The 18,776-nt window shown below is 64.5% G+C and carries 13 protein-coding genes; 5 read left to right on the top strand and 8 right to left on the bottom strand.

Annotation, left to right across the window (positions count from 1 at the left end):
• Positions 1–21: 21 nt before the first annotated feature.
• Both V6E02_RS10935 and V6E02_RS10940 read right to left on the bottom strand, forming a co-directional pair.
• Positions 22–2,745 carry a cation-transporting P-type ATPase gene (locus V6E02_RS10935; RefSeq protein ID WP_347308838.1) on the bottom strand — a complete coding sequence of 908 codons (2,724 nt, stop codon included), beginning with the start codon at positions 2,743–2,745 and terminating at the stop codon, positions 22–24.
• A gap of 212 nt (positions 2,746–2,957) precedes the next feature.
• The gene (locus tag V6E02_RS10940; protein ID WP_347308839.1) at positions 2,958–4,034 is read right to left on the bottom strand and encodes a hypothetical protein; all 1,077 of its coding nucleotides are present in this window, start codon (positions 4,032–4,034) and stop codon (positions 2,958–2,960) included.
• A 294-nt stretch (positions 4,035–4,328) separates the two neighbouring features.
• Between V6E02_RS10940 and V6E02_RS10945 the strand changes: the two genes are divergently transcribed.
• From V6E02_RS10945 to V6E02_RS10965, 5 genes are all read left to right on the top strand, one after another.
• On the top strand, positions 4,329–5,816 hold the full coding sequence (locus V6E02_RS10945) for a protein adenylyltransferase SelO (protein ID WP_347308840.1): 1,488 nt from the start codon (positions 4,329–4,331) through the stop codon (positions 5,814–5,816).
• 33 nt (positions 5,817–5,849) lie between these two features.
• On the top strand, positions 5,850–6,431 hold the full coding sequence (locus tag V6E02_RS10950) for a DedA family protein (RefSeq protein ID WP_347308841.1): 582 nt from the start codon (positions 5,850–5,852) through the stop codon (positions 6,429–6,431).
• A gap of 378 nt (positions 6,432–6,809) precedes the next feature.
• Positions 6,810–7,040, top strand: a complete 231-nt coding sequence (locus V6E02_RS10955) for a hypothetical protein (protein ID WP_347308842.1) — start codon at positions 6,810–6,812, stop codon at positions 7,038–7,040.
• 25 nt (positions 7,041–7,065) lie between these two features.
• Complete coding sequence (locus V6E02_RS10960) at positions 7,066–7,896, top strand: mechanosensitive ion channel family protein (protein WP_347308843.1); 831 nt, start codon at positions 7,066–7,068, stop codon at positions 7,894–7,896.
• Positions 7,897–7,913: 17 nt separating this feature from the next.
• Positions 7,914–8,474, top strand: coding sequence for a sigma-70 family RNA polymerase sigma factor (locus V6E02_RS10965; RefSeq protein ID WP_347308897.1), 561 nt, complete (start codon positions 7,914–7,916; stop codon positions 8,472–8,474).
• Between the two features lie 331 nt (positions 8,475–8,805).
• Here V6E02_RS10965 and V6E02_RS10970 read toward each other — a convergent pair whose 3' ends face one another.
• The 6 genes from V6E02_RS10970 to V6E02_RS10995 form a co-directional block, all read right to left on the bottom strand.
• Positions 8,806–9,561 carry a 3',5'-cyclic-nucleotide phosphodiesterase gene (locus V6E02_RS10970; protein ID WP_347308844.1) on the bottom strand — a complete coding sequence of 252 codons (756 nt, stop codon included), beginning with the start codon at positions 9,559–9,561 and terminating at the stop codon, positions 8,806–8,808.
• A gap of 127 nt (positions 9,562–9,688) precedes the next feature.
• Entirely contained in the window at positions 9,689–11,203 is a 1,515-nt protein-coding gene (locus tag V6E02_RS10975) for a CYTH and CHAD domain-containing protein (RefSeq protein ID WP_347308845.1), read from the bottom strand.
• Positions 11,196–13,292 carry a polyphosphate kinase 1 gene (ppk1, locus tag V6E02_RS10980; RefSeq protein WP_347308846.1) on the bottom strand — a complete coding sequence of 699 codons (2,097 nt, stop codon included), beginning with the start codon at positions 13,290–13,292 and terminating at the stop codon, positions 11,196–11,198. Before ppk1 ends, V6E02_RS10975 begins: the two co-directional genes overlap by 8 nt.
• A 302-nt stretch (positions 13,293–13,594) precedes the next feature.
• A complete protein-coding gene (locus V6E02_RS10985) occupies positions 13,595–15,436 on the bottom strand; it encodes a GGDEF domain-containing protein (RefSeq protein WP_347308847.1) in 1,842 nt (613 codons plus the stop codon).
• Between the two features lie 117 nt (positions 15,437–15,553).
• Entirely contained in the window at positions 15,554–15,829 is a 276-nt protein-coding gene (locus V6E02_RS10990) for an oxidative damage protection protein (protein ID WP_347308848.1), read from the bottom strand.
• 54 nt (positions 15,830–15,883) lie between these two features.
• On the bottom strand, positions 15,884–18,703 hold the full coding sequence (locus tag V6E02_RS10995) for an EAL domain-containing protein (RefSeq protein ID WP_347308849.1): 2,820 nt from the start codon (positions 18,701–18,703) through the stop codon (positions 15,884–15,886).
• Positions 18,704–18,776 lie beyond the last annotated feature (73 nt).

Genomic DNA, 18,776 nt, shown 5'->3' on the forward strand with positions numbered 1-18,776 from the left:
GATGCCGCGAAGCAACTAATTTTACCGCTTTTTCATCAAAGCCTTGAGTTGGCTTCCCAGGCGCACCACCTTCTTTTCCAGCTCCACCAGCACAAGCACAGCGAGACCAAAGAGCAGGATTCGGCTCCAGGCCGGGACATCCAAGGGCGCGGTGTGGAACAGGCGCTGCATCACTGGCGCATAGGTGAAAGCGAGTTGGAGCAGCAGCAGCACGCCGACGCTAACTGCTATCCAGCGGTTGCCGGTGAAGGCCTGCCAAGGGGGGACGGGACGCAACAGACGGCGGCAGTTGAGGAGATAGAACGCCTCGCCCACCATGAGCAGGTTCACCGCCGCGGTGCGTGCCACTTCCACGGGGGTGGCGCGGGCCAACTCCCAGAGGAACAATCCCAGGCTGGCGCCCACCAGCAGCACGGACACGAACGCCACCCGCCACAGCATGAAGGTCGAGAGCACGGGTTCACGCGGGTTTCGCGGCGGACGCTGCATAATGTCGGGCTCTGCCGGCTCGAAGGCCAGGGCGAGCGCCAGGGTCACCGAAGTGACCATGTTCACCCACAGGATTTGCACCGGCGTGATGGGCAGCACGTCGAGCCCAAGGAGCACCGCCGCCACCAGCACCCCTGCCTGCCCGCCATTGGTGGGTAGGATGAAGACGATGGCCTTGCGAATGTTGTCGTAGATGGTGCGGCCTTCTTCGACTGCCGACGCGATGGTGGCGAAGTTGTCGTCGGCCAGCACGATTTCGGCCGCTTCCTTGGCCGCCTCCGTCCCCTTGCGGCCCATGGCCACGCCCACGTCGGCTCGTTTGAGCGCAGGCGCATCGTTGACGCCATCGCCGGTCATGGCCACCACCTCGCCGTTGGCCTGGAAGGCTTGCACCAGGCGCAGCTTGTGTTCGGGGCTGGCGCGGGCGAATACCTCCGTCTCGCGCACCGTCTGGCGCAAGCCGGCATCGTCCAGGGCATCGATTTCGCTTCCCGCCAGCACACGCACTTCCCCATCGGGGCGCAGCCCCAACTGATTGCCGATGGCGCGGGCAGTGAGGGCGTGATCGCCGGTGATCATTGAGACGCGAATGCCCGCAGCCAGGCAGGCGGCCACGGCCCGGCGCGCTTCTTCCCGAGGAGGATCGGTGAGACCGGCAACCGCGAGCAGGGTGAACCCACCGTCTTCCACGTCCTGGAAACGGAGTTCCCGCTGGCCCGGCGCAGCCGGCTTCATGGCCAGGGCCAGAAGCCGCATGCCGCGCGCCGCGACGCGTGCCATTGCACTGTGCCAGCGCTGCGCATCGAGGGGACGTGGGCCGGTGGGCGTCCACTGCCAGTGGCATAAAGCGAGAATGCGTTCCGGCGCACCTTTCAGGTAGATCACGCCGTGGCCTGCGTGGTCATGATGCAGCGTGGCCATGAAGCGGTGTTCGGACTCGAAGGGAATCACATCGGTGCGTGGCCAGGCTTCGGCTTCGAAGCCGGGATCGAGTCCCACCTTCATGGCCAGGGTGAGCAGCGCCCCTTCGGTAGGATCGCCCGACAGCCGCCATTCGTCGCCTTCCCGGTGCAGGCTCGCGTCATTGCACAGGGCAGACAGGCGCGCGACTTCGATGAGCAGGGGCTCGGCCTCTGGCAACACCTCCTTGCCATCGGCTTGGAAGCACCCTTCCGGCGCGTAGCCTACCCCCGTCACTTCGAGCGAGCGTTCGGCGGTGAGCAGAACCTGCACGGTCATTTCGTTGCGGGTAAGTGTTCCGGTCTTGTCGGATACGATTACCGTCACCGCCCCCAGGGCCTCCACGGCGGGCAGGCGGCGCACGATGGCATTGCGCTTAGCCATGGCCTGCACGCCGACGGCCAAGGTAATGGTGATGATGGCAGGCAGGCCCTCGGGAATGGCCGCCACCGCCAGCCCCACGGCCACGAGGAACATTTCGGAAGCGGAGAAACCCTTAAGCAGCGTACCGTAGGCAAAGGTGGCACCGGCGATGGTTAGGATGAGTACGGTAAGCCAGCGCCCGAATTGCGCCATGCGGCGCAATAAGGGTGTTTCCAGTGGGGCCACGTCGGCGAGCAGTTCGCTGATGCGACCGATTTCGCTTAAGGCGCCTGTTGCCACCACCACCCCCATGCCCTGCCCCGAGGTCACCAAGGTGCCGGACCAAGCCATGGTGCTGCGATCAATGAGCGGCGCATCGGCCCCTACGGCCGCCACCTGCTTGTCCACCGGCATGGATTCACCGGTGAGAAGCGCCTCGTCCACCCGCAGCCCCTTGACCGACAACAGCCGCACATCCGCGGGCACGCGGTCACCGGCAGCAAGGAAGATGATGTCCCCCGGCACCAGCTCGGCTGCGTCCACTTCCTGGCGCCGGCCGTCGCGCAGTACCTGGGCACGGGGCGAGAGCAGGCCGCGGATAGCCTCGAGTGCGGCCTTTGCCTTGCCTTCCTGGATGAAGCCGATCAACGCATTGATCACCACCACACCCAGGATCACACCGGTGTCCACCCAGTGCCCCATGAACGCGGTCACCCCCGCCGAGGCAAGCAGCACGTAGATCAGCAGGTCGTGGAATTGGAGCAGGAAACGCATGAGGGGCCCGCGCTGTCGCGGCGCAGGCAAGGCATTGACACCGAAGCGAGCCCGACGTCGCGCGGCTTCTTCGCTGGTCAGTCCTTCACGGCGTGCGTCGAGACGGACAAGGACGGCTTCCCCGTCGAGGGCATGCCACGGCGGAGGGTTCTGGGTCATGGTGGTCATGCTAGCGGGAATGCCTTGCTCTAGTCTGCACGAAAAACGCCCACCCCACTGTGGAGCGATTATTGAGGGTCACGCAAGTAGGTGACATCTTTGGACCGTCCCCGTGCAAGCGGACACCCAGGAAAATGGCCAGGAATATTTCGGATTCCCGCTCTCGCGGCTTTTGGCCCGAGCATGGGCCGTCAAGTGCTTGGTGGGTCGCGTCAACTGGGGCGGCGCAGCAACCGGCGGATGGCCTCGCGCGCCGAGGCCTGGACCTCGACCATGCCGGCATCGGCGAGCCGCGCTTGGACGAAGTTTATGGCCTGATCGAGCTGACGCGCCACGCTCTCCTCGCTGATATCGAGAATTTCCCCGATGTCCGAAGTGGGCAGACATTCGAGCTCGCCTAGCAAAAGTGCCCGCCGCCAGGCAATGGGCAGATCCTTGATGACATCCACGATCCATGCCTGCTCACGTTCCGCGCTCGCATCGGGCAGAGCGGCTTCGGCTTCTTCGGCGGCAATGACGTCGGCGACGTTGACAGTGTCGTCGGGCTGGTAATACTCGTAGAACTCTTCCTGCACCATCGCTTCCGCCTGGTCCTTTGCATCCGGCGTCACTAAAGCGTCGAGTGACACGGTTTCACCGAACTGGCGGCTTGCCGCGACCTCGCGATCGATGATCTTGAATAGCTGCTTGAGTAGCTGCCGGAATACCGCCTGCTGGTCCTTGCCGGGCTGCCAGGCTGCTTTCACGCTGGCGATGGTTTCGTCCACCACGTCACGCAGCGTCGGATAGTCGGCGGGCAAATCGCCCACCGCTCGCAGATACGCCAACTCCCGGCGCGCGATTTCTTCCAAGCGGGGTAGCAAGACTGCGATGCCTGTTTCGGCTTGGGACAGCGCTTCTGGGGCGAGCGCGGCAATCTGTTCCTTCAGGGCATGCAATCGTTCCCGCCGAGCCCGGCGCTTGTATTCGTCCTGGTGATGTAGATGTGCAAAATGCCTCTTCGTTTCGCGCAATAGGCGTTCGACGGCGGCAGCGGTGGCGCTGTGGGCGTCCTCGCCCTCGCCATTGGCGGCGACGATCTTGCGACCGGGTAGGTGCATGTGGAACCGCACGGTGTAATGGTGGTCCCGCCGCTTCAGGCGTGACAGGGTCGCATGCAGTATCGCCTCGTGCATGCCGTGACTTGCGAGCAGCGGCTCCAGGTGTTTGTCGAGCAGGGGCGCCAACATGGCTTGCCAGTGGGCCTGCTGTTCGGGAATGCCGTCGAAATGCATCTTGATCTTGATCATGGTGGATTTTCCTTTTTGTCGGGGGCAAGAGGGCCGGCGCCGCATGCCTTGTCGTTGGATGTTCGCGTGTTCCGCTACCGAGATCGGGGTGGGTTTCTGCTGTTTCAAGCGGACGCTGCCCAGCCGGGATGTCGGGCCGAGGCCTCGAGCCGGACGGGGTGCGCGGGGAATAGCCGCCAGGGGCGGCGTGCGCCCAGGGAACGCGCAGTTGGCACCCGTATCCCTGCCGCTCATGGGGTGGAAATTTGCGGCCGGCGAGCTTACTCTGGCCAAACTCATCCTGTGACTGGCGCCATGATCGCCTTCCCCTTCGACAACAGCTACGCCCGCGAGCTGCCTGATTTTTGTGTGTCCTGGCAGCCGGAGCGCGTGCCGCAGCCGGTGCTGGTTTTCCTCAACCATGCCCTGGCCGCGGAGCTCGGGCTCGATCTCGCAGCGGCACCACGCGAGGAACTCGCAGCGCTGTTCGCCGGCAATCAATTGCCGGCGGGCGCACAGCCCATCGCGCAGGCCTACGCCGGGCATCAGTTTGGTCATTTCTCACCGCAACTGGGCGATGGACGCGCATTGCTTCTGGGCGAAGTGATCGACCGTCATGGGCGCCGGCGCGACATTGCCTTTAAAGGTTCCGGTCCCACACCGTTTTCCCGCCGCGGCGACGGCAAGGCCGCGCTCGGTCCCATGCTGCGCGAGGCGCTGGTGGGTGAGGCGATGCATGCCCTGGGCATTCCCACCACCCGTGCGCTCGCCGTGGTGGCCACCGGCGAGCCGGTCTATCGCGAACGCATTTTACCGGGGGCGGTGCTCACCCGCGTGGCGGCCAGCCATATCCGCGTGGGCACGTTCCAGTATTTCTGGGCCCATGGCACACCGGAGCACGTGCGGCGGCTGGCGGACTATGCCATCTGCCGTCACTATCCTGAACTCGCCGCGCGCGAGGATCGTTACCTGGCGCTGCTTACCGCCGTTGCCGAGCGCCAAGCGGCGCTCATCGCCCAGTGGATGCATGTGGGCTTCATTCACGGGGTGATGAACACGGACAACATGGCGATCTCCGGCGAGACCATCGACTACGGCCCTTGCGCCTTCATGGAGGCCTACGATCCCCAGGCGGTGTTCAGCTCCATCGACCACGGGGGACGGTATGCGTACCAGGCGCAGCCGTCCATCGCGCGTTGGAATCTCGCCCGTTTCGCCGAGACCTTGCTGCCCCTCATCAGTGACGACGAAGGTCAGGCCGTGGCGCGGGCGAACGAGGTGATCGACAGTTTCGTGGCGCGCTACGAGCAGCATTGGCGCGCCGGTCTGCGTGCCAAGCTCGGGCTGGCAAGCGATGCGCCGGGCGACCGTCTGCTTGGCGAGCGCTGGCTTGATCTGCTTGAGGCGCAGCGCGTGGACTACACTTTGGCGTTTCGTTACCTGGCCGATGCTGCGCAAGGCGACGATAGCCGGCTGCGGACGCTGTTTGCCGGCCAGCCGGCGCTTAAGCAGTGGCTTGAACACTGGCACGCCCGCTGCGCTGCCGAAGATGCGGGTCGCAACGCCATCCAGGCCGCTCGAGAGCGCGCAGCGCGCATGCGGCGAATGAATCCCTGGATCATTCCCCGCAATCACCGGGTGGAAGAGGCGCTGGCCGCTGCCGAGAAGGGAGATCTGGGACCCTTCGAGCGCCTGCTCCAGGCCGTTCGCCACCCCTTCGACGAAAACCCCGCCTACGCCCATTGCGCCGAACCCGCCCCGGCGGAATTCATGTCCCACTTCCGCACTTTCTGCGGCACCTGACTCCGAGGCGCTTCCTGCTGTTAGAGTGCTGGCATGGATGTGGCCCTGCTCATCAGCCGCTGGGGCTTGCTGGCGGTTCTGCTCGGCAGCCTGCTGGAAGGCGAGACCGTGTTGGTTCTCGCTGGCTTTGCGGCCCATCGCGGCTATCTCGATTTTGCACAGGTGGTCGCGGTGGCCTGGCTGGGCGCGGTCCTGGGCGACCAGTTTTGGTTCTGGCTGGGACGCCGTCACGGGCGCACATTCCTTGCGCGCTGGCCGAAGCAAACGACGGCAATACGGCGGGCGCTCCGCCTGATCGAACGCCATCCGGCGCGCAGCGTCCTGTTCATGCGCTTCGCCTGGGGGTTGCGCATCGCTTTGCCGGTGGCCATGGGCATGAGTGGCCTTCCCCATGGCCGCTTCCTGCTTCTCAACGGGCTTTCCGCGATGCTGTGGGCGCCCGCAATTGCCGGCGCCGGTTGGCTGTTTGGCGATGTCCTCGTCCGGCATCTGGGCGATCTCGCACGGGTGGAACACTGGGCGGCGCTAGCGCTAGTACTGCTGGTGCTGGCCGTCCACCTGGTTGAGCGGCGGTGGGCTCGGCGGCGCACGGCACGCGATGCCGATCGCGACTGACATCAGCACGACGTTTTCCGGCGCGTTGACCCAAGGGCGGCCAAGACGAATGGCTTCAAAGTATTGTGTGCCCACCGTTGCGGGACGGTGGCCACACGTATGCTGTCGCGGACGTTCGTATGTCTGCCCAAACACGGGCCGCGTCTGACGCCCTCAAGGAAAAACCACTCACCACGCCGGGGCGGCGCCACGGCCCATCTACTCATTTCCACCCAAGCGAAACGCCAAGGAATCGTGGCCAGGAAAAGCGCCCCACGTCTGACAAGCGTCAGTGACGAACGCGGCAAGAGCCTTGCAATTCCCGATCCATCGCCCCTGTGACTTTTGCGTCGCGGCATTCGTCTAATGCGCTATTGCCACGACTCGCTAACACACAGCATGGAAACGCCTACCGATCCTTTTGAAGCAGCGCTTGCCCATAACCTGGCGCGCACCGAACCTGAGTCGTCCATCGATATGGAACACCTGCTGCGCCGTGCCCGCCGGTGCGTGGCCGCGCGCAATGTGTTGGCGCTGATTCTCGGCCGCATCTGGCTCGCGTTGGCGCGGCTGCTGGCACCGGCGGCGGTGCGCCTGCACCGGCTCGTGCCGCCTAGCCGACACCCCTGATCTTCAACCACGAAAGGAGAAACCCATGGACACGATGAACCAAACCCTCAACTGGATGCTGGACCCGCTGTTGGTCCTCTACCAGCGCTTGGCAGCGCTCGCACCCAATCTAGTCGGTGCGCTGATCCTACTGCTCGCAGGTTATGTGCTCGGCAAGATCGCCGGCAATGTGGTCCGCCGCGTGCTTGCCCGCGTAGGCGTGGACCGGCTGGCCGAAGGCTCGGGCCTCATTGAATTTACACGGCAATGGGGTATGGAGCGGCCGCTGTCCGCCGTGGTGGGCGGTCTCGTCTTCGCCTTCGTGTTGCTGGCTTTTGCCATTTCCGCTGCCGATAGTCTTGGGCTTACAGCGGCCGGGCAAGCCGTGGCCCAGGTGATGTTGTTTTTGCCCAAGTTCGTCGCTGCGGTGGCCGTGCTGGTGCTGGGGCTGATGGTGGCAAGCTGGCTCTCCGGGCTCGTGCGTCGCGCAGCGGACAATGCCGGCGTGGAGTACGCGCCGACACTGGCACGCCTGACGATGGGGGTGCTGACCGCGCTGGTGGTGCTGATGGCCGTCGATCAGCTCGACATCCGCATCGTGCTGCTGCAGGAAGTGATCGGCGTGCTGCTGGCGGCCATGGGTGTGGCGGTGGCGTTGTCGCTGGGATTGGGCACGCGCGCGTTGTCGGGTGAGATCGTCAGCGGTGTTTATCTGCGCGACCTGCTCAAGGAAGGCGACCGCATCGAGTGGAACGGCAGGGCCGCCACGGTACGCGAAGTGGGCACAATCAAGACGCTACTGGTGCTGGACGACGGGCGCGAGCTTGCTGTAGCTAACTCGCGCTTGAGCGAGGACGAATTTATCCGGCAGCGTTGACGAAGCGTTCCGCCGCCATGGAGGGCTTAAGCGATAGCGAGCTCGTTAACCAGGCCCGCACTGAGCTTCCGTATCGCACCGGCGCCTATGAAACGCTGATGCGTAGGCATGGCGGACGCATTCGCGCGGTCGCCCTGCGCTTTGCGCGAGATCCGGCCGATGCCGAAGACTTGACGCAGGAGGTAATGCTCAAGGTGTTCTTTGAGTTACCCCGGTTTCGTGGCCAAGCGGCGTTCACAACCTGGCTGTGGCGACTCACCGCCAATTTGTGTATCGATCATCAGCGCCGTGCCGCTGTGGCGCCGGCGGTCGCAGCGCCTGACGATGCCTTGCAGGGCGTGCCCGATCCACGCGATGCGCATGCGGCAACCGAGGCGCGTCTCGATGCCGATCGACTGCTGCAAGCATTACCGCCCGACGATCGCATGCTGATCCTGCTACGCCTGCTCGTGGGCTTGGATTTTAGCGAGATCGCCCAAGTCATGGCGCTTGGCCTATCCGCCACCAAGATGCGCTACAGCCGCGCCCTCGAGCAACTGCGTGCACGGTTTGGACAATGTCCGCGTACGCAGGCCTGATGCATCACCTCTTGCCATGACGCTAAAGCGAAAATCTAGCAAGCCGGACGTATAGTTGGCGGTGTTCATGGCGCCCGGGTCACGGCTTGGGAGTGAGGCAGACCATGCCGTTCCAAACTCGACGCCGACGGTGATTTATACAGAGCGCAGCCGACGATGCGGCTTTAGGCCGCACCTCGTCGCGGTGAGCATCCAGACACCAGATCGGGCGCGCGGAAATCATGCCATCAGACCTGCCATCAGGCCGTATTCTGGCAGGGACGGTCGCCGCCCCGCATACATTGCTCGAGGGATCGGCAGGTGATACCACGCAGGGTACGGCCTTGGTCGCTCAGAACGTGATCACCTGTCCGCGTTCCAGCCGCCGTGGCGCGAAGCCGGCGCAGGCGGTGAGCACTTCGGCCCAGATATCCGCCTCGCGCCCCGGTTCCATGTGGGTGACGTGAACCACGACCGGGCGCGCAAGCCGCGCCAGACCGCGTGCCAGGCGGCGCGCGTTGGTGTGACCGGAGGCTTCGCAGCCGTCTTCGTTGTCATTGAGGAAGGTGGTTTCGATGATCAGGTGGCGCAGGTTGGGAATGGCGGCGAGTTCGTTCCAGAAAGCCTCGCTGTAGGTGGTGTCGCCCGAGAAGACGAGGCTTGCGCTGCCGCTGTCGAGCCGCCAAGCGGCGGCGGGCACCGCATGGCGCACCGGTAAGGGCGTGAAGCGTCGGCCATCGAGCTCGATGGGGCAGCCATAGGCCACCGGTCGCAGATGCACGTAGGGCATGGCGGGCGAGGTATAGTCGGGCCAGAGGCGGCCGTTGAACAGGCACTCGCGCACCGCTGCCAGGGTTTCTGGCAGGGCATACACGGCAAGCGGCTCGGTGCGCCGACCCACACGGACATCCGCCAGCATGGGTAGCAGGGCCACGTGATCGAGATGGGCGTGGGACAGCAACACGTGGTCGATGGCCACTAGCGCGGACAGGGGCAGATCGCCCACGCCAGTGCCGCAGTCCAGCAGCAGATCGTCATCTACGCGCAGGGCCGTGGTCCGGCAGTCGCCGCCGATGCCGCCACTCGCGCCCAACACCTCCAGTCGCATTGCGTGTGCCTTCGAGTCTTGGTGATGGTTCAGTATAGGCAAGCGCGCCCTGGCATAAACCGGTTACAGGCGTGGCGTGGAGCCGTGGGCAAGGCGATGGCCGGTCTTGGCCGATTCGAACACGCCGTCAGCCCTTCCAGAAGGGTGGGCAGTGGCGCAGGCGTTTCCATTCCCTGGGCAGCGCAGCGAGGGCTTGCGCCCGGGTGGTGCCGGCCCAGTCAGTAAAGAGGGCGGCGTCCTCCCGGCAGTGGCCGGTTCGCGCACGCCCACATAGCGCTTCCACGTGGGCGACAGCCGTGATGAGGTCGTTGAGCCGACCAAGTGTGGCTTGTAGGGCCGCCAGCCGTTTGACATAGGGGCGCACGGCTGCCTCGGGAAACAGGCTACCCAGGAATTCTGCCGCATAGCGCATTTTCTTGACCTGGATGCGCAAGGCATGGCGCGCGCCATCGTCCAGCCGGCCAAGGTGACGGCCCCGCTTGAGGAGTTTTTTATGCCGCGCATTGAGCCAGCTCGCGGCCTGGGCACGCAGCCAAGTGTCGAGCCGAGCCCGTTGGTCGGCATCGTCTGTAGCGCGCCAGTCGCGGTTGGCGAGCCAGCGGCCCAGGCCCAGCGTCAACTGCCCGTATTGGGGCGAGGCGACCGCCTTGCGCGCCTGTTGCCACGCCGAGCGTCGCCGCCGGCGAATGCGCCTGGAAAGCTCCGCCAGTGTCACGTTGCCGGCAAGGGCCTGGCTAAATTGGGGCAACAGCTCTTCTTCCAGCACATCCCAATCCCGGGCCGCGCCCACTACCGCGGCGAGCCGGGCCAGCGGCTCGCGCCAGGGCTCGAGGGTGGCCTTGCCCAGGACGGGACGGAACAGACTGAACAGAGCCCGCAGGCGGCGTAGTCCGACGCGCATCTGGTGCAGGAATTCCGCATCCGCCGTTTCCAGCACGCCCGCCTGGTTGCGCTCGATCTGCTCGAGACACTGGTTGGCCAGCAGCACGAAGGCGTCTTCGACGCTCGTCTCGCTGCGAAGACGCACGGGCTGCGCCTTGGCCGGCTCCAGGACGCGGCCCTGGAACAGGGCATAGCCCCGCTCCGCCTTGGAGCGTGGCTCGGGCGCAAGAGAGCAATCCTGGGCAAGTTCGAGGGCGAGATCGTAGAGCGCCACCACCGGGCCGCTGCGCAACTCCAGTTCCAGCTCCAGCAGGGCGAGCTCCTCGTCACCGCAGACGATGCGACCGCGATCGAACGCGGCTTCCACTTGGGCGCCGCGATAGCGAAACTGCCAGAGGCGGCGGCGAAAGTCGGCGCGGAACACGGACGTGAGCCCATCCGGCGCGAAGCCGGGCAGCAAGGCGACGACGGGTGTTGGGTCAGGCTGCGGGCGCGGCAGGCGGCATTCGAATTCTTGCCGCTGGTGCAGGCCCGCAACCACGCCACCGCCACCCTTGAGGGTCTGCAGCCAATGCCTGCCCACGCGCCGCACGCGCAGGGCCCAGCCCTGGCGTAGGAGATCGAGGCCGGGCGTGTCGAAGTATAGGCTCAGCAGATGCCGCATCACCGGTGGCGTCTGAGCCAGGCGCGTGAGGGCGGCTTGCAGGCGGGGCGCATCGGCTGGCGTGACCCGCAACTTGAGTTCGGTTTCCTCAGCCATCCGCCTCGGCGCCTTCCCAAGCACTGCGCCCGAGCTTGGCCAGCAGCACGCTTTGGGCGCAGTAGATCTTTCCGCGCCGCGGGGCGCGCCGGTGATATTCGCCGTCGGGGCGCATGTCCCAGGCCTGGACATTGTCCTTGAGATAGGGCAGCAGGCCTTCTTGGATCACGCGCCGTTTGAGTCGCCGGTCAAGCACCGGGAAGGCCACTTCGATGCGCCGGAACAGGTTGCGATGCATCCAGTCGGCGCTCGCCAAATAGACATCGTTCGCACCGCCGTTGTGGAACCAAAAGATGCGCGTGTGCTCCAGGAAACGTCCCACCACCGAGCGCACCCGGATGCGTTCGGACACACCCGGCAGGCGCGGCCGGAGGGCACACACACCGCGGACTATGAGATCGATCTCCACCCCTGCTTGGGAAGCCGCGTACAGGGCCTCGATCACCTGAGGTTCCGTGAGTGCGTTCATCTTGGCCACGATGCGTGCCCGGCGGCCGGCGCGGGCATGTTCCGCCTCGCGGGCGATGGCCGCACGGAGATTGGCTGCTAGGGTGAAAGGCGCCTGCCAGAGATGGGTGAGATGGCCCGCGCGGCCCAGTCCCGTGAGCTGCACGAAGATGTGCGCCACATCGGCGCAGATGCCCTCATGGGCGGTGATCAACCCCAGATCGGTGTAGAGCTTGGTGGTGCGCGGATGATAATTGCCGGTACCGAGATGGCAGTACCGGCGCAGTGTACTTCCTTCCCGACGCACCACCAGCGCCATCTTGGCGTGGGTCTTGTAGCCCACCACGCCATACACCACGTGGGCACCCGCTTCTTCCAATTTTTCCGCCCAATTGATGTTGGCCTCCTCATCGAAACGGGCGAGCAGCTCCACGACCACCGTCACCTCTTTGCCTCGACGCGCGGCGTCGATCAGCGCCTCCATGATCTCGGAATCGGTGCCGGTGCGATAAACGGTTTGGCGGATGGAGAGCACGTCTGGATCGCGCGCCGCTTGCCGGATGAATTCGATCACCGGATTGAAGGATTGGTATGGATGGTGCAGCAGCAGGTCACCGCGTTGGATCACCGCGAACAGGTCCTCGTCCTGGGCCTGCGCCAGTGCGGCCGGCAGCCCCGGCACGAAGGGCGGGTACTTGAGATCGGGGCGGTCCACCCAATCGGGCACTTGCATCAGCCGGACCAGATTCACCGGTCCGTGCACTTGATAGAGATCCTCGTACTCGAGGCGGAACTGGGAGAGCAGGAAGCGGGCCATTTCTTCCGGGCAGTTGTCCGCCACTTCAAGACGCACTGCGTCACCGAACTGGCGATGGGGCAGTTCACCCTGCAGCGCTTCCCGTAGATTGGTGATTTCTTCCTCGTCCACAAATAAATCGCTGTTGCGCGTGACGCGAAACTGATAGCAACCCTTCACCGTCATGCCCGCGAACAGCTCGCCCACGTGGGCGTGCAGGATAGAAGAGAGGAACACGAAGCCGTAATCGCAGCCGGCGATATCGGTAGGCATGCGGATCACGCGCGGCAGCACCCGCGGCGCCTGTACGATGGCGGTGCCGGAGCTGCGCCCGAAGGCATCGCGTCCTTCCAGTTCGACGGCGAAATTGAGGGACTTGTTGAGGACACGAGGAAACGGATGGGCCGGGTCCAGGCCGATGGGTGTCAGCACCGGCATGACCTGCTCGATGAAATAGTGGCGCACCCATTCTGCCTGGGCGGCATTCCAGTGGGTGCGGCGCAGAAAGCGGATGCCCGCCTGGGCCAAGGCCGGCAGGATGGCCTCGTTCAAGAGCTGGTACTGGCGAGCAATCAGGGCGTGGGCTTCGACGGCGACGCGCCGGTACACCTCACGCGCGGGCAGACCGTCCGGGCCGGGCACACCGCCCCAGGCGATCTGTTGCTTCAGTCCGGCCACTCGAATCTCGAAGAACTCGTCCAGATTGCTGGAGACGATGCAAAGAAAGCGCAGCCGCTCGAGCAGGGGCGTGGCATCGTCTTCCGCCAACGCCAGTACACGGCGGTTGAAGGCAAGCTGAGACAGCTCGCGGTTGAGGAACAATTCCGGACCTAGGGGAGCGTGCATGGGAAAACACCGAAAGCGCCCGATTTTAATGGGCGGCGTGCGGTGGATTATGTCACTTTTGTGACAGGCGCATTCGGGCGAGCGAGACGCGCGAAAGGCGATCAGCCGCAGCAGTCAACCGGCTGGGCGAGGGGTGTGCCTGAGTGAGGATAACGGCTTTGCCGTCATCGCAGACGGCGCCGATGGGGGGTGACGACTAGATTTGTCCCCTGCCCCCGGAATGATGATGGGGGACTCAGCCCAAAGCGCGGGATTGTCCGTGGCGCGGCGCCGCTTGTGGGGAAAGGCGCTCACAAAGCCTGTCACGTTTCTGAGTCGCACTCGGGCGGAGGCGTGCGTGGCGTGTACCGTCTTCGGTTGACGAATACGCCGTCCGGGGCGCGTTTCGCCGCCCGCTTGGCTTCTGCTGCCACGTCGGCCAATTCATGCTCGGTATGGAACACACCGGGCACGACCTCCACGCACCCGATGGCCACCGAGACCAGCGGATGAAATACGGGACGACCCTGGCGGTCTTCCATCACATAACCCCCGTTTGCCAGATCCTCTGCGCGCAAAAGGGGTGCCACCTCTTGAACAAATTCGGCTACCACGGCGTGGCAACGGCGCTCCCAGTCTGAGCTCTGGAACAGCACGATGAAATCGTCGCCGCCGATGTGGCCAATGAAGTCTTTGTCCGGATTGCTGTGCTTGCCCAACAGCCGCGCCAAGGCCTGGATGACTTCGTCCCCCTGCCGGTAGCCGTAGCGGTCGTTGAAGGCCTTGAAGGCGTTGAGGTCCGCGTAGGCGATGGTAAAGGGAATCTGGCTTTGCAACAGCCGGTTGGTGTGCTCGCTGATGGGCACGTTCCCCGGCAGCAGGGTGAGTGGATTGGCGTAGCGCGCCGCGGTGATTTGCAGCTCGGTGATGCGATGAACCAAATCGTGCCCCGTGCCGATGCCGGCATAGCGGCCCTGCTCGGTGATGATGAAGCCGTCCGCCAGGTAGCGACGGTCGCTGGTGACGACCAGATGGGATAATTCTTGGATGCTCATTTGCCGGTCCACGACCAGAGGCTGGGTATCCATCAGGTTACGGCACGGCTTGCGTCCGTGCAGTTCGAAGAAGAACCTCTGGGAGGCCAGTTCCAGGAACCGGTAGCGGTTGATGAGGCCGATGGGAATCTCGTTCTCGACGACGGGTAGCGCCGGGAGATCCCGGTGCATGGTGAACAGCCGCTGGACCTCGCAACTGGGCGTGGCGGGGGAGACTGCGGGCGCCTCGAGAAGCAGGCTGCCGACCGTGGCGCGCAGCAACGGGCCGTTGGGCCGCACGGCCGAACTGGTTGGTTTGACCAGCATTCGGGTCACGTCTGGCGGCACGGTGGCGGCAGGCGTGGCGGTGGGGCGCGCGATCACATAGCCTTGACCCAAGGCGATGCCGAGCTCCCGCACCGTGAGCAACTCGGCTTCGGTTTCGATGCCTTCGGCGATCACGGTGGACTGGGCGTGCTCGGCGATGCGCTGAATGGATTCCAAAAACTTGAGCTTGACTGGATCGCGGTTCACGCCTTCGACGAAATGCCGATCCACCTTGACGAAGGCGGGACGCAGTTCGGACCACAGGCGCAATCCGGAGAAACCCTCGCCCAGGTCGTCGATGGCGATGGTAAAGCCCATTTCCCGATAGTGATCGGTTGCGGCGCGCAGCACACCATAGTCCAGGGTGGGTCGGTGCTCGGTGAGTTCGATGATGATGCGGTCCGGGCTGAGGTCCACCGCCTCCAGTAGTCGCAGCGTTTCGCCCCTGGTGAAGCCGGGCGAAAGCAGGCATTCGGGATCGACGTTGAGAAACAGGCGGCCCGGTAGATCTTGGGCGGCGAAACTGGCGATCACCACCTTGCGGCAGACGCGCTCCAGCTCTAGGTTGAGCCCGTGACGCTGGGCCACGCCGAACAGGGCGAGAGGGGATTGCAGTGGTGTGTTGGACGGCCCGCGAATCAAGCCTTCGAAGCCTTGGATTGCCCCACTGCCAAGGTCGATGATGGGCTGGAACACGGCGCTCAAGCGTTCGTGCGCCAGGATCTCCCGCAAAATTCGCAGGGAGGCATCGTCGGTCGCGGCCGGCAGCGGCGCTCTGCTCGCCAGCTCGGTTTGGTATCGCATGATGAAAGGACCCCAGCGCTCACCGCGGCAGCTCGCCGCGGCAGGGTCCTCATGCTATAGGGGAGATGCTACCAAATTGTGACGGAAGCGCAGGGCCGCCGCGCCGGGAAAGCGCCTTTACTTGCCCCGCGGCGGAACATAGCCGGCGGGCATGTCGGCGCCGCCGCCGAAGAAATAGGCTTCCATTTGCTCCATCAGGTATTTGCGGGCGCGGGGATCGGCGAGATTGAGCCGGTTCTCGTTCACCAGCATGGTTTGCAGGCGGATCCAACCCTGCCAGGCTTCCTTGGAGACATTCTCGAAGATCCGTTTACCCAGCTCGCCGGGATAGGGCGGAAAGTCCAGCCCTTCCGCCTCGCGACCGAGCTTGACGCAATGAACCATTCTTGCCATGGGGATTTCCTCGCCGGTTGCAAAGGGGCAATGATAGCGCAAAACGCCTGCGTCTCAGGCCGCCCCGCCAGCCAGCGCCGGGTGGTCGGCGCGGGGCATGTCCAGGTGATAGCCTTGCACCAGGTCCACGCCGAAGCGGCGCAGCATGGCCAGGGTATCCTCGTCTTCCACGTATTCCGCGATCACCGTCTTGCGCATGCCACGGGCCACGTCGACGATGGCCTTGACGAATACCTGGTTGTCGTAATCGTTGGGCAGGTTGCGGATGAACAGGCCATCGATTTTCAAAATGTCCGCCTTGAGGTGTTTGAGGTAGGCAAACGAGGAGAAGCCACTGCCGAAGTCGTCCAGGCAGATGCGACAGCCGGTCACGTGCAGCGCTTCGATGAAGCGTTGGGCATCGTGCAAGTCGGACACTGCCGCCGTCTCTGTGAGCTCCACCATCAGGCGATGAGGTTCCACCCCATGCTGGGCCAGGGTCTCGCCGATGAACTGGGGCAATAGCGGGTCGTCGAAGGAGCGGCCCGAGATGTTCACCGCCAGCGAGGGGCGTTCCGGCGCCTGGGCCAGGAGCTTCACGCTCTCCGTGATCACCCAGCGGTCGATGTCGAGGATCTTGCCGTTGGCTTCCGCTACCGGAATGAAATGGCCAGGCATGATCAGGCGATCGGGATCGGCCTCGTCCACCATGCGCACCAGGACCTCCAGATGGGAAAGGCGCTGGTCATGGGCGCCATAGATGCCCTGGAAGTGCAGACGCAGCAGACCCTTCTCTAGGGCGTTGACGATGCGCTCGTTCCAAGTGAGGCGCGAAAGCATTTGGCGCGAGGCGTCAAGATCGGCGCGGTACACTCGCCAGGCGTTCTTGCCGGCTTCCTTGGCCTGATACATGGCGGTGTCGGCGTGGGCGATCAGTTCTTCCGCGTTGTCGGCATGGTCGGGATAGAGGGCAATGCCCAGGCTGGTGGTGAGACGAATGTTTTGTCCCTCAAAGCGGAAGGGAATTTGGGAGATGGCGCGCACGATGCGCTCGCCCAGCATGGAGGCTTCCTTTTCGCTGGCGTCTGGCATTAGCACGGCGAATTCGTCGCCCCCCAGGCGGCTGAAGATTTCATTGCGTCGGATTAGCGAACTCACCTCGCCGGCCACACGGATCAACATGGCATCGCCGGCGCGATGGCCGAAGGTATCGTTCACGTACTTGAACTCATCCAGGTCGAAAAAGAGCAGCGCGCCGTGGGACTGGCGTCGGTCCGCGTCGGCCACCATGCGCGTGAGTTCTTCCTGGAAACGGTGCCGGTTGTAGAGCCCGGTGAGGGAATCGCGCTCGGCCAGGTAGATGAGCTGCTCCGCGGTCTGCCGCTCGCGTGTCACGTCTTCATAGATCCATAGACGGCCGATGAAGCGACCTTCCGCATCGCGCACGGGATAGGAGACCTGGGTCACCACGCGCCCGTCGGCCATGGTGATTTCGAACGTGTCACTCACCTCATGGGTGCTGGTCACTTCCAGCACGTGCCGGGAGAAATGGTCGGGTCGGGCTAGCACGTTGGCGGAGTAGGTCAGCACATCGGTGGTCAGGCGGCCGGTGAGTTCGACGCCGTCGCGGATGAGCCAGATGCGGCGGAAAGCGGCATTGACATAGATCACACGATTTTCCGCGCTCTCGAACAGGATGCCGATGTTCATCGCCGACAAGAGCGAGGCTAGGCGTGCCTGTTCCTGGTGCGCCTGTTCCAGCAGACGGCGCTGGATATCTTCCGACTGCTTCAGCTCCTCGATCGCTTCTTGCAGCACGAGCTGGGATTGCTTGAGCTCGGAGATGTCGCGGATGCTCATGCGGATGCCCAGATACTCGCCCTGCGCGCCGTAAATGGGCTGCCACGCGGCAGAGCACCAGACGCTTTGCCCATCCTTGCGCCGGATCCGTAGCTCGTAGTTGTCGCCGGAAGTGCCGGCGATGGCGCGCTTGAAGTGGGCATAGACGGCCTCGCTGTCCTCCGGGGCGAGCAGAGGCAGAGGATAGTCGGGCATGGCTATCACCTCCTCGGGCGTGTAGCCGGTGATGCGGCGCACCGAGGGGTTCACCCACACCAATTTGCCGTCGGGGGCAAGCCAAGATTCCCAGTCGTAGGTGTAATCGGCGATGGCATGGAAGCGCTGCTGTGCTTCGCGCAAGGCCTGGATGCGGTTTTGCACCGCCGCCGACATCTGGTTGAAGCTTCTGGTCAGGGTGGCCACCTCGTCGCTGCCCCGCACCGGCAGGCGAATGTCGAAATGGCCGGCGGCCACGTCCTGACTCGCCCGGGTGAGGCGTGCGAGACGGCGGGTGAGCCAATAACCCAGCAGGGTCAGCAAAAGCAAAGAAAGCAGCAGCACGGCGATGGCGATGGTGAGGCCTTCTCGCAGGAGCTTTTGCTGGGTGTCTTTCAGGAAGCGGGTGGACAGGCCGTAGCGCAGCTCACCACGCACCGAGCCTGCCGCGGCAATGGGCAGGTGGGCGTGGAAGACCTCCGTTCGCCCCAAGGCGCTGTCCTGATCCGGCGGTGGCAAGGGCGTTGTGCGGTCCCAACCCACGGAAGCGGCGATCTGCCCCAGGTTGTCGTATAGCACCAGATAGACGAGCCCCTCCCGGCTTTGTAGCTCGCTGAGAATTTCCCGCAGCGTGGCGTAATCCCGCTGCGCCAGGGGGGCCACCAGAGCCGCCCGCAGCAAGAGTTGCAGTTCCTGGTTGTGGGCGCGGGCCTGGGCCGTGAGGCTGTCTTCCAGCAGGCGCGCGCCATTGGCGAGCAGCAGGCCGACGATGACGAGCTCAACCAATACCGTCGCCGCCACCAGACGGAAACGCAGGGAATAAAGCAGGCGGCGCATCATCGCTGCGACCCTTTCTGGCGTGGCGGCCAGATGGGGGCAAGCGGGCGCCCACCGCTGTGGTGTGTGTCCTCCA

The sequence above is a fragment of the Thiobacter sp. AK1 genome, from assembly GCF_039822265.1.
GTDB classification, from domain to species: Bacteria; Pseudomonadota; Gammaproteobacteria; order Burkholderiales; family Thiobacteraceae; genus Thiobacter; species Thiobacter aerophilum.

Coding starts and splice junctions, on each gene's coding strand:
- V6E02_RS10955 (WP_347308842.1), top strand. CDS start 6,810: ATGGAAACGCCTACCGATCCTTTTGAAGCAGCGCTTGCCCATAACCTG.
- ppk1 (WP_347308846.1), bottom strand. CDS start 13,292: ATGCACGCTCCCCTAGGTCCGGAATTGTTCCTCAACCGCGAGCTGTCT.
- V6E02_RS10995 (WP_347308849.1), bottom strand. CDS start 18,703: ATGATGCGCCGCCTGCTTTATTCCCTGCGTTTCCGTCTGGTGGCGGCG.
- V6E02_RS10935 (WP_347308838.1), bottom strand. CDS start 2,745: ATGACCCAGAACCCTCCGCCGTGGCATGCCCTCGACGGGGAAGCCGTC.
- V6E02_RS10970 (WP_347308844.1), bottom strand. CDS start 9,561: ATGCGACTGGAGGTGTTGGGCGCGAGTGGCGGCATCGGCGGCGACTGC.
- V6E02_RS10950 (WP_347308841.1), top strand. CDS start 5,850: ATGGATGTGGCCCTGCTCATCAGCCGCTGGGGCTTGCTGGCGGTTCTG.
- V6E02_RS10965 (WP_347308897.1), top strand. CDS start 7,914: ATGGAGGGCTTAAGCGATAGCGAGCTCGTTAACCAGGCCCGCACTGAG.
- V6E02_RS10990 (WP_347308848.1), bottom strand. CDS start 15,829: ATGGCAAGAATGGTTCATTGCGTCAAGCTCGGTCGCGAGGCGGAAGGG.
- V6E02_RS10975 (WP_347308845.1), bottom strand. CDS start 11,203: ATGGCTGAGGAAACCGAACTCAAGTTGCGGGTCACGCCAGCCGATGCG.
- V6E02_RS10985 (WP_347308847.1), bottom strand. CDS start 15,436: ATGCGATACCAAACCGAGCTGGCGAGCAGAGCGCCGCTGCCGGCCGCG.
- V6E02_RS10960 (WP_347308843.1), top strand. CDS start 7,066: ATGGACACGATGAACCAAACCCTCAACTGGATGCTGGACCCGCTGTTG.
- V6E02_RS10940 (WP_347308839.1), bottom strand. CDS start 4,034: ATGATCAAGATCAAGATGCATTTCGACGGCATTCCCGAACAGCAGGCC.
- V6E02_RS10945 (WP_347308840.1), top strand. CDS start 4,329: ATGATCGCCTTCCCCTTCGACAACAGCTACGCCCGCGAGCTGCCTGAT.